This is a genomic window from Streptantibioticus rubrisoli (assembly GCF_024436055.1).
In the GTDB taxonomy this organism is placed as follows: domain Bacteria; phylum Actinomycetota; class Actinomycetes; order Streptomycetales; family Streptomycetaceae; genus Streptantibioticus_A; species Streptantibioticus_A rubrisoli.
In genome coordinates, this window is sequence record NZ_JANFNH010000079.1 from 1 (window position 1) to 10809 (window position 10809).

General features: G+C 69.8%; 8 protein-coding genes and 1 pseudogene. 4 read left to right on the forward strand and 5 right to left on the reverse strand.

Translation table 11 applies throughout. From position 1 onward, the window contains the following. Positions 1-169 precede the first annotated feature (169 nt). The 4 genes from NON19_RS32470 to NON19_RS32485 all read left to right on the forward strand — a co-directional run bounded on the left by NON19_RS32470 (position 170) and on the right by NON19_RS32485 (position 4459). Positions 170-1189 carry a polyprenyl synthetase family protein gene (locus NON19_RS32470; RefSeq protein ID WP_255932869.1) on the forward strand — a complete coding sequence of 340 codons (1020 nt, stop codon included), beginning with the start codon at positions 170-172 and terminating at the stop codon, positions 1187-1189. Between the two features lie 162 nt (positions 1190-1351). Then, positions 1352-2605, forward strand: a complete 1254-nt coding sequence (locus NON19_RS32475; RefSeq protein WP_255932870.1) for a LolA family protein — start codon at positions 1352-1354, stop codon at positions 2603-2605. A gap of 35 nt (positions 2606-2640) precedes the next feature. After that, on the forward strand, positions 2641-3615 hold the full coding sequence (locus NON19_RS32480; RefSeq protein ID WP_255932871.1) for an ABC transporter ATP-binding protein: 975 nt from the start codon (positions 2641-2643) through the stop codon (positions 3613-3615). Further along, positions 3602-4459: an ABC transporter permease gene (locus NON19_RS32485; RefSeq protein WP_255932872.1), complete on the forward strand. Its 858-nt coding sequence runs from the start codon at positions 3602-3604 to the stop codon at positions 4457-4459. Before NON19_RS32480 ends, NON19_RS32485 begins: the two co-directional genes overlap by 14 nt. Positions 4460-4543: 84 nt before the next feature. Here the strand turns inward: NON19_RS32485 and NON19_RS32490 are convergent, their stop codons facing one another. From NON19_RS32490 to NON19_RS32510, 5 genes and pseudogenes are all read right to left on the reverse strand, one after another. Next, entirely contained in the window at positions 4544-6523 is a 1980-nt protein-coding gene (locus tag NON19_RS32490) for an APC family permease (RefSeq protein WP_255932873.1), read from the reverse strand. Positions 6524-6615: 92 nt separating this feature from the next. Further along, entirely contained in the window at positions 6616-7668 is a 1053-nt protein-coding gene (locus NON19_RS32495; protein WP_255932874.1) for a 2-oxoacid:ferredoxin oxidoreductase subunit beta, read from the reverse strand. After that, on the reverse strand, positions 7658-9604 hold the full coding sequence (locus tag NON19_RS32500) for a 2-oxoacid:acceptor oxidoreductase subunit alpha (protein ID WP_255932875.1): 1947 nt from the start codon (positions 9602-9604) through the stop codon (positions 7658-7660). The genes NON19_RS32495 and NON19_RS32500 overlap by 11 nt, the downstream gene beginning before the upstream one ends. Before the next feature lie 249 nt (positions 9605-9853). After that, positions 9854-10525 (reverse strand): response regulator, encoded by a 672-nt coding sequence (locus NON19_RS32505; RefSeq protein ID WP_255932876.1) that lies wholly within the window; start codon positions 10523-10525, stop codon positions 9854-9856. A gap of 125 nt (positions 10526-10650) precedes the next feature. Further along, positions 10651-10809 (reverse strand): annotated as a pseudogene (locus tag NON19_RS32510) (sensor histidine kinase); the annotation flags it as partial.

A 10809-nucleotide genomic window follows, 5' to 3' on the forward strand; every position in this document is an offset into this window, starting at 1 on the left:
GGGGGAAGGAAAGGGCGGGAGGGAGGGCAAAGCGTCGCAGACGCAGGTCATCGGCCACAGCCACGTGGCGGCGAACCGGACCAGCCCATGGTGATCCACAGGCGACCGGATACGCTGCAACCAATGGCACTGAGGCCACGTGACCGAATCAGCGACAGGAGTTCCCCTCGTGACCGTCGTCGGGCCCTTCGGGCTGAGCGTGCGCGACCAGGTCCTCGACACCGACATCCGTGCGGGTCTTGCGGATGTGGAAGAGGGCCTGCTGGAAGCCACCAAGAGCGACGTACCGTTCATCACCGAGGCGGCCCAGCATCTGGTGCGGGCGGGCGGCAAGCGGTTCCGGCCGCTGCTGGTGCTGCTGGCAGCGCAGTTCGGGGACCCGCACGCGCCGGGTGTGGTGCCGTCCGCGGTGGTCGTGGAGCTCACCCATCTCGCCACCCTCTACCACGACGACGTGATGGACGAGGCGAACGTCCGCCGCGGCGTGCCCAGCGCCAACGCCCGCTGGGACAACTCGGTCGCGGTGCTCACCGGTGACTTCCTGTTCGCCCGCGCCTCGCACATCCTGGCCGACCTCGGCCCGGAGGCGGTGCGCATCCAGGCGGAGGCGTTCGAGCGCCTGGTCACCGGTCAGATCCTGGAGACCGCGGGACCGCGCGACGGACGTGACCCCATTGACCACTACCTCGACGTCATCGCCGGGAAAACCGGTTCTCTGGTCGCCGTCTCCACCCGCTTCGGCGCGATGATGTCCGGCGCGCCCGAGTCGGTGGTGGACACCCTCACCCAGTACGGCGAGCGGATCGGCGTGGCGTTCCAGCTCGCCGACGATGTCCTGGACATCGCCAGCGACACCCATGAATCCGGCAAGACACCGGGCACCGATCTGCGGGAGGGCATCCCCACGCTGCCGGTGCTGCACGTACGGGACCAGGTGGCGCGGGCCGCGGGCGCCGCGTCGCCCGACGACCGCCGTCTGGTGGAGCTGCTGGACAGCGACCTCAGCGACGACGAGCGGCACGCCGAGGCGCTGCGGCTGCTACGTGCCCACCCGGCGCTTGAGCAGGCGCGCCGGGACACCGTGCGGTACGCCGACGCGGCTCGTGCGGCACTGGACCCGCTGTCGGAGTGCGCTGCCAAGCAGGCGCTGGTCGCGCTGTGTGACGCGGTGGTCTACCGGGCCGGGTAACACGCGGTCAGGGTTCCGTCATCCCCGGGGCGTACATCGGGTTGATCCTGTGGGCGGATGTGTCGGGGCGCCTCCGTTTGGTGGGATGGACAGCACCAGCCATGGGGGGCTCGGGTGACAATGGAAGAGCCGGGCCACCGCCAACGACGGAGGTAGTAGGCAATGGCACCGATCCAACCGCCGCAGGCCGAACGGGACTTCGGAGGGTACGCAGGGTTCGAGGGGGACGGCGGCGACGCCTTTCCGCGCTCCCGCAAGGTGGTCCGGTACGGCGTGCCGGTCGCCATCGCGGGGGTGGCGGCGGCCACGATCGGCCTGGGCACCGCCCTGGCCAGCACCGGCGGCAGCCCCTCCCTGCCGAACATCACCGCTGAGCAGTTGCTGGACAAGATAGCGACGTCCAAGGTCCAGACGGTCTCCGGCTCGGTCCAGGTCACCACCGACCTCGGCCTGCCCGACGGTCTGCTGAACGGTGCCGTGGGCGGCGCGACCGGTGGTGGCGGTCCGTTCGGCCAGCACGGTGGCAAGGGCGGTGGCGGCTCGACCGCCGATCCGCAAGCCAAGCTCACCGAACTGATCTCCGGTACGCACACGCTGCGGGTGGCCGCCGACGGCCCGGACCGCCAGCGGGTGTCGATCGTCGACAACACCGCGGAGTACACGGTCGTGCACAACGGCGACCAGATGTGGGCGTACGACAGCGCCAGCAACTCGGTGTACCACCAGACCGCCGACAAGGGCGCCCAGCGCGGCCACCGTACGCACCGGGACGAGCAGCTCCCCGCCACCCCGCAGGAAGCGGTCAGGCAGGCGCTGAAGAACGTCGGCCCGACCACCTCGGTCACCGTGGACGGCACCGCGCGGGTCGCCGGGCAGCAGGCCTACAAACTGCTGGTCAAGCCCAAGCAGGCGGACAGCACCATCGACTCGATCCGGGTGGCGGTCGACGCCGCCAACGGCGTGCCGTTGAGGTTCACCCTCACCCCGAAGGGCGGCGGCGCGGCGGCGGTGGACATCGGCTACACCAAGGTCAACTTCGGCAAGCCCGCCGCCAGCACCTTCGACTTCTCGGTGCCCAGGGGCGCCAAGGTCACCGAGGGCAAGGACAACGGCGAGGACCGGGGCGCCCAGGATCACGGCGGCCTGTCCGGTCTGAACGTGATCGGCAAGGACTGGAACTCCATCGCGGAGCTGAAGTCCGAAGGCGGCCAACTGCCCAGCGGCAAGGGCGGCCAGAGCGAGAGCGTCCAGGGCCTGCTGGGTTCCTTCGGCCACCGGGTCAAGGGCTCCTTCGGCACCGGGACGGTCATCAACACCCGGCTGGTCAACGTACTGATCACCGACAAGGGCGCGGTCTTCGCCGGTGCGGTGAACCAGAACGCGCTGGTCAAGGCGGCCAATTCGGCGGCGAATTAGTGAAACAGCGGCGCGAAGCGCCTCCGTTGAGGGCGGTGGCGGGCGACGGGCGGGCGGAGGGGCTGCCCGCCGGGGAGGCCGCGATCGCCACGCGCGGTCTGACCAAGAGGTTCCGTGGCGGGCAGCTCGCTGTCGACGGGCTGGAGTTGACCGTTCCACGCGGCAGCGTCTTCGGCTTCCTCGGCCCCAACGGATCGGGGAAGACGACGACGATCCGCATGCTGCTGGGGCTGATCGAGCCGTCCTCGGGCGGTGGCCATCTGCTCGGCGAGCCGATGCCGCGCGCCGCCCGCCGGGTGCTGCCCAAGGTCGGCGCGCTCATCGAGGGACCGGCGCTGTATCCGTTCCTCACCGGACGGGACAACCTCGTACGGTTCGACGCCGCCGATCCGACGGCTGATCCGCGCACCCGTGGAGCGCGGGTGGACGCGGCGCTGGAGCGGGTCGGGCTGGCCGCGGCCGCGGGCAAGAAGGCGCGAGCGTACTCGCTCGGCATGAAGCAGCGCCTGGGCCTGGCCGCCGCCCTGCTCCAGCCGCGCGAACTGCTGGTGCTGGACGAGCCCACCAACGGCCTTGACCCACAGGGCATGCGGGAGATCCGCGGCTTGGTCAGGGAGCTGGCCGCGGACGGCACCACGGTGTTCCTCTCCTCGCATCTGCTGGACGAGATCGAGCAGGTCTGCACCCACGCCGCGGTGATGTCCCGCGGCCGACTGATCGTCCAGGGCGCCGTCGCCGAGCTGTCCGCGGGCGTACGCGGTCGGCTGACCGTCACCACCCCCGACCCGGCCGAGGCGGCACGGGTGCTCAAGGAGCACGGGCTGTCCGAGCTGACCTCGGACGGCGACGAGGTCAGTGGTGAACTGCCGGACGGCGCACCGGACTTGGCGGTGCTGAACGCGGCACTGGTGACCGCCGGGGTCCGGGTGCGGGGCTTCGGCAGGCAGCGGGTGTCGCTGGAGGACGCGTTCGTGGCGCTGACCGGAGAGGGGTTCGATGTCGCTGGCTGAACCGCTGGTCCGCAACCCCAGCCCACTGTGGTCACTCGGGCTGCTGCGCAGCGAACTGGGTACGGTGTTCCGCCGCTGGCGGACGCTGGTGCTGTTGGGGGTGCTGGCGACGGTGCCGGTGCTGGTCGGCATCGCGGTCAAGGCGCAGACGCACGGCGATCAGGGCGGGCACGGCCCGGCGTTCATCGCCGAGGTCACCAACAACGGTCTGTTCCTGGTGTTCACCGCGCTGGCGGTGACGCTGCCGTTCTTCCTGCCGATGGCGATCGGAGTCATCGCCGGTGACGCCATCGCCGGGGAGGCCAGTGCGGGGACGTTGCGCTATCTGCTGGTGGCGCCCGCCGGGCGGACCCGGCTGCTGTTGGCCAAGTACGCCTCGGTGATGGTGTTCTGCCTGGTGGCCACGTTGGTGGTGGCGGCCTCCGCGCTGCTGGTGGGCGCGGTGCTGTTTCCGCTCGGTGACGTCACCTTGATCTCCGGGGTCACCGTTCCGTTCTCCGACGGGCTGCTGCGGGCGGCGGCGATCGCCGGGGTGGTCGCGGTGTCACTGATCGGCATCGCGGCGCTGGGGCTGTTCATCTCAACGTTGACGGACAGCGGCATCGCCGCGATGGCCACCACCGTCGGCGTGCTCATCACCGTCCAGATCATGGACGGTGTGCCCCAACTGCACGCTGTGCAGCCCTTGTTGTTCTCGCACTACTGGCTGAGCTTCGCCGATCTCCTGCGGGCGCCGGTGATGTGGGACGGTCTGGCGAAGGACCTGGGCCTGCAGGCGCTGTACACGGCCGTGTTCGGCTCCGCCGCGTGGGCGCGTTTCACCACGCGGGACATCACCGCTTAGGCAGGCTCGGTAGCGCCGGACTCCGGCATGGTGGTTGCTCGCCGTCGCGGCGGAGATGGTTTCCGCCGCAACGGCGAGCACCTGTCACGGCGCGGGCTGGCGCCCGGCCTCCAGCGTCTGGACGGCGCGTTCCACGTCGAACGGCAAGACGGTCACCGCCACGTTCGGCAGGTCCTCAACCGCCTTGGCCATCGCGTCACCCGTCCCCCGGTGCAGGATCTTGCCGATCACCGGGGCGTAGGTGCGCCGGGGCAGCAACAGCGTGAGCGCCGTCTCGCCGTCGCTGGTGGTGCGGGCGGCCAGTTCCACCACCGCGCGCCGCAGCCGCCGGTCGGGGCATTCGACGACCTCCAGCGGCACCGTGGTGCCCGCGGTGTCCTCCCAGTTGTCCATCAGCTGCCGGGCGTGCTTGTCGTCGACCATGAAGTGCAGTGCCCGCACCTCGTCGGGCCGCACCCGGTGTGCGTACCGCAGTGCCTTGAGGGTGGCCAGGTCGAGGCTGTCCACCAGGACGTAGACCACGTGCCGCCGCCAGGTCGGCCGGTCGGCACCGGGCACCGGCATGGTCTCCATCGCCGCCGCCTCGGCGCGGTACTGCCGGTTGATGCGGATCAACGCCCACACGCCGATGGGGAAGAGCACCACCACCAGCCAGGCGCCCTCGGTGAACTTGGTGATCGCGAAGATCACCACGACCAGCGCGGAGGCGATGGCCGCCGCGAGGTTGACCGCCATCTTCCAGGCGCGGCCGGCCTCCTGGCGCCTGAGGTGGTAGGCGAACAGCCCGGACGCGGCCATGGTGAAGCCGGTGAAGACACCGATCGCGTACAGCGACACCAGTTTGTCGACGTTGCCGCGGGTGACGATCAGCAGCGCCAGTGCCAGCGCGGTGAGCACCACGATCCCGTTGGAGAACGCCAGTCGATGTCCGCGCCGCATGAACTGACGTGGCAGGAAGCTGTCTTCGGCCACGAAGCTGGCCAGGAACGGAAAGCCGGTGTACGGGGTGTTGGCCCCGGTGTAGAGGATCAGCGCGGTGGCCAACTGCACGTAGATCAGGCCCACGGTACCGATCCAGCCGCTGCCGAACAGCAGATGCGCCTCCTGGGCGATGACGGTCGGGTTGCCGTCCTTGTAAGGGATGGCGTGGGTGAAGTACGCCAGCGTGGAGACCCCGAAGACCATGATGGCCAGCGCGATGCTCATCGCCACCAGTGTCTTGCGGGCGTTGGTGCCCTGCGGCTCGCGGAACGCCGAGACGCCGTTGGAGATCGCCTCCAGACCGGTCAGCGAGGAACCGCCGTTGGCGAACGCCCGCAGCACGATGAACAGCGTCGCGCCGTAGAACAACCCGTTGCTCGACGAGCCCAGGGACAGCGCGCCGGAGGCATGGACGTCGGCGTGCGGCAGGTGCCCGTAGAGCATGAACCGGGCCACGCCCACCACCAGCATCGCCGCGACCGCCAACATGAACATGTAGGCGGGCGCGGCGAAGGTCCGGCCCGCCTCCCGGATGCCGCGCAGGTTGCCGTACATCAGGATCAGGACGACCACCACGTTGATCGGTGTCTTGTAGTTGTCAAGTCCTGTGTAGCCTTTGCCGATCAGATGGGCGAGCGAGATGATCGCGTCGCTTCCGGCCGCGGTCTGCACGGCGACGGTGACGATGTAGTCGATCAGCAGGGCGACGGCCGCGATCTGTGCGACGTTCGGCCCGAAGTTCTCCCGGGCGACCACGTAGGAGCCGCCCGCCCGGGTGTAGACGGTCACCACATCGCGGTAGGACAGGGTCAGCAGCAACAGGACGAAGATGATGACGCCGGTGAGCGGCATCAGCATGGAGAACGCGGCAACGCCGATCACCGGGACGAGGATCCGCAGCATTTCCTCGGAGCCGTACGCGGTGGAGGACATGCAGTCGGACGCGAGCACGCCGAGCGCGATCGGGTTGGAGAGCTTCTCCTCGGACAACTGCTCGGTGATCAGCGGCGGTCCGAGCAGCAGTCGCTTGAAGCGGTAGGTGACCTTGTCGCGGGGCGCGGTGGTCTCGGTAGTGGTGGCCATAGACATACACATACGGTTGCCCGGTCGTCGTGTCTTGTAGACGCGTCGACCGGGCACCCGTGCGATACGTGATCCTCGTGAGGGAGACGCCGTCAGCCGACGACGGTCCAGGTGTCGTTGCCCGCGAGCAGGGCAGCGAGGTCCCCCTTGCCCTTCTGCTCCACGGCGGCGTCGAGCTGGTCGGCCATGGCGTTGTCGTAGACCGGGCGGCGCACGCTGCGCAGCACCCCGACGGGGGTGTGGTGCAGGGTCTGCGGGTCGGCCAGGCGGGACAGCGCGAACGCGGTCGTCGGCGAGGCGGCGTGGGCGTCGTGCACCAGAATGTCCGCCTCGTTGTCCTCGGTGACCTCGACGATGCACAGGTCGCCGGTAGCCCGGTCGCGGACGACGCCCTTGGCGCCTTCGGCGCCGAAGCGGATGGGCTGGCCGTGTTCCAGGCGGATGAGGGATTCGAGGGCGGTGTTCTTGTCCTTGAGGTCGTCGAAGGCGCCGTCGTTGAAGATGTTGCAGTTCTGGTAGATCTCCACCAGCGCGGTGCCGGGGTGGGCGGCGGCCTGGCGCAGGACCTCGGTGAGGTGCTTGCGGTCGGAGTCGATGGTGCGGGCCACGAACGACGCCTCCGCGCCGAGGGCCAGCGAGACCGGGTTGAACGGCGCGTCCAGCGAGCCCATCGGCGTGGACTTGGTGATCTTGCCGACTTCGCTGGTGGGGGAGTACTGGCCCTTGGTGAGGCCGTAGATCCGGTTGTTGAACAGCAGGATCTTGAGGTTGACGTTGCGGCGCAGCGCGTGGATGAGGTGGTTGCCGCCGATGGACAGCGCGTCGCCGTCTCCGGTGACCACCCACACCGACAGGTCGCGGCGGGTGGTGGCCAGTCCGGTGGCGATGGCCGGGGCGCGGCCGTGGATGGAGTGCATCCCGTAGGTGTTCATGTAGTACGGGAAGCGTGAGGAGCAGCCGATGCCGGAGATGAAGACGATGTTCTCGCGGGCCAGGCCGAGCTCGGGCAGGAAGCCCTGGACGGCGGCGAGGATCGCGTAGTCGCCGCAGCCGGGGCACCAGCGCACTTCCTGGTCCGACTTGAAGTCCTTCATCGACTGCTTGGCGTCGGCCTTGGGGATCAGCGACAGCGCGTCAGCGGACATGGGCGGCCTCCTTCGTAAGGCCCTGCGCCACGGCCTCCTGGAGGCGGGCGGCGAGCTGTTCGGCCTTGAACGGAAGGCCGGTGACCTGGGTGTGGGAGGCGGCGTCGACCAGGTACCGGGCGCGCAGCAGGTGCGCGAGCTGGCCGAGGTTCATCTCCGGGACGATGACGTTGCGGTACCGGGCCAGCGCCTCGCCGAGGTTGGCGGGGAACGGGTTGAGATGCCGCAGATGGGCCTGGGCGATCTCGCCTCCCGCCTGCCGGGTGCGGCGCACCGCCGCGGTGATCGGGCCGTACGTGGAGCCCCAGCCGATGACCAGGGTACGGGCGTCGCCCGTGGGGTCGTCCACCACGATGTCCGGCACCTTGATGCCGTCCACCTTGGCCTGCCGGGTGCGGACCATCAGGTCGTGGTTGGCCGGGTCGTAGGAGATGTTGCCGCTGCCGTCGTGCTTCTCGATGCCGCCGATGCGGTGCTCGAGGCCGGGGGTGCCGGGCAGCGCCCAGGGGCGGGCCAGCGTCTGCGGATCGCGCAGGTACGGCCAGAAGTGCTGGTTGCCGTCGGCGTCGGTGTGGTTGGGGGTGGTGGCGAACTGGACGCGCAGGTCCGGGAGTTCACCGATGTCCGGGATGCGCCAGGGCTCGGATCCGTTGGCCAGGTAGCCGTCGGAGAGCAGGAAGACCGGGGTGCGGTAGGTCAGCGCGATGCGGGCGGCGTCCAGCGCGGCGTCGAAGCAGTCGCCGGGGGTGGACGGCGCGACGATGGGCACCGGCGCCTCGCCGTTGCGCCCGTACATGGCTTGCAGCAGGTCGGCCTGCTCGGTCTTGGTGGGCAGACCGGTGGACGGGCCGCCGCGCTGGATGTCGACGATCAGCAGCGGCAGCTCCAGGGAGACGGCCAGGCCGATGGTCTCGCTCTTGAGCGCCACACCGGGGCCCGAGGTGGTGGTCACCGCCAGCGACCCGCCGAAGGCGGCGCCGAGCGCGGCGCCGATGCCCGCGATCTCGTCCTCGGCCTGGAAGGTGCGCACGCCGAAGTTCTTGTGCTTGGACAGCTCGTGCAGGATGTCGCTGGCCGGGGTGATCGGGTACGAGCCGAGGAACAGCGGCAGGTCGGCCTGCTGCGACGCCGCGACCAGGCCGTAGGCCAGCGCCAGGTTTCCGGAGATGTTGCGGTACGTGCCCGGGGGGAACGCGGCCTGGGCGGGCGCCACCTCGTAGGTGACCGCGAAGTCCTCGGTCGTCTCTCCGAAGTTCCACCCGGCGCGGAACGCGGTGATGTTCGCCTCGGCCAGCTGCGGCTTCTTGGCGAATTTCGTACGCAGGAACCTCTCGGTTCCGGCCGTCGGGCGGTGGTACATCCACGACAGCAGCCCGAGCGCGAACATGTTCTTGCTCCGCTCGGCCTCCTTGCGGGACAGCCCGAAGTCCTTCAGCGCCTCCACCGTCATGGTGGTCAGCGGCACCGGATGGACGTTGTACGCCTCCAGCGCGCCGTCCTCCAGCGGCGAGGTGTCGTAGCCGACCTTGGCCATGGCGCGCTTGGTGAACTCGTCGGTGTTGACGATGATCTCCGCGCCGCGCGGCAGATCGGCCACGTTGGCCTTCAGCGCCGCGGGGTTCATGGCCACCAGCACGTCGGGGCGGTCGCCCGGGGTGAGGATGTCGTGGTCGGCGAAGTGCACCTGGAACGACGAGACACCCGGCAGCGTCCCGGCGGGCGCCCTGATCTCGGCCGGGAAGTTGGGCAGCGTGGACAGGTCGTTACCGAACGAGGCCGTCTCGGAGGTGAACCGGTCCCCGGTGAGCTGCATGCCGTCCCCGGAGTCGCCCGCGAACCGGACGATCACCCGGTCCAGGCGCCTGATCTCCTTGCCTGGCTTGCTCTGCTCACCGGGCGCTGGCGGCTCGGCCGGGCTGCTGACCTGGCTGGTCACTGAACTGGACCTCCTTCGAGGCGGCGGCTGGGGAACGCAGAATCACTGCCTTACCGCCGGTACCGCGGCCAATGGTACGTCGGTAAGGGTGACCTTCCTGGCGCGTTTCGCATCCTGGACCCCACGTCATTAGAACGCTGTAACGACGTCCTTTAGTCCTGCTTCCTGCTCTTCCTGGGGTGGATTCCGGCCATTTCGCAGGGGCTGCCGAACCTGTGGTCGGCAGCCCCAGTGACACCGTGTCAGACCTCAGGAGTTCAGGTAGGTGAGAACGGCCAGAACCCGACGGTGATCCCCGTCACTGGGCGCCAGCCCCAGCTTCAGGAAGATGTTGCTGACGTGCTTCTCCACGGCGCCGTCGGAGACCACCAGCTGTTTGGCGATCGCCGAGTTCGTCCGCCCCTCGGCCATCAGCCCCAGCACCTCCCGCTCGCGCGGGGTCAGCCCGGCCAGTACGTCCTGCTTGCGGCTGCGGCCCAGCAGCTGGGCGACCACCTCGGGGTCCAGCGCGGTGCCGCCCGCGGCCACCCTCACCACCGCGTCCACGAACTCGCGGACGTCGGCCACCCGGTCCTTGAGCAGATAGCCCACGCCCCGACTGGATCCGGCCAGCAGCTCGGTGGCGTACTGCTCCTCCACGTACTGCGAGAGCACCAGCACGCCCACCGAGGGATGGTCGCGGCGCAGCCGCACGGCCGCCTTGACGCCCTCGTCGGTGTGGGTGGGCGGCATCCGTACGTCGGCCACCACCACGTCCGGCAGCGCGTCCTCGTCGGCCAGCTCGCCGACCACCTTGAGCAGCGCCTCCGCGTCGCCGACCCCCGCGACGACCTCGTGCCCCCGATCGGTCAGCAGGCGGGTCAGGCCCTCCCGGAGCAGTACCGAATCCTCGGCGATGACCACCCGTACCCTGTCCACCACTGCTCGCTTCCCCCATCATCCTGGTCGGCTTCCGCCGCCCAGCATTCCAGGATTCGCCGGGTCGCGTGTGCGGCGGGCGGCCCGCGCCCCGGGGAGCGGACGGGTTCTTCGCCGGGGCGCGGTCCCTATGCGCGCCAGGGGAGTTCCGCGGTGATCCTGGTGGGGCCGCCGGGTGGGGAGTCGACCACCAGCAGGCCGTCGACCGCGTCCAGCCGCTCGGCCAGGCCCGCCAGGCCGCTGCCGGTGTCGGCGGAGGCGCCGCCGCGGCCGTTGTCGGCGATCTG

Bases quoted from the DNA above. Each gene is read 5' to 3' on its own strand.
- NON19_RS32475 (WP_255932870.1), top strand. From the start codon at position 1,352: ATGGCACCGATCCAACCGCCGCAGGCCGAACGGGACTTCGGAGGGTAC.
- NON19_RS32485 (WP_255932872.1), top strand. From the start codon at position 3,602: ATGTCGCTGGCTGAACCGCTGGTCCGCAACCCCAGCCCACTGTGGTCA.
- NON19_RS32490 (WP_255932873.1), bottom strand. From the start codon at position 6,523: ATGGCCACCACTACCGAGACCACCGCGCCCCGCGACAAGGTCACCTAC.
- NON19_RS32495 (WP_255932874.1), bottom strand. From the start codon at position 7,668: ATGTCCGCTGACGCGCTGTCGCTGATCCCCAAGGCCGACGCCAAGCAG.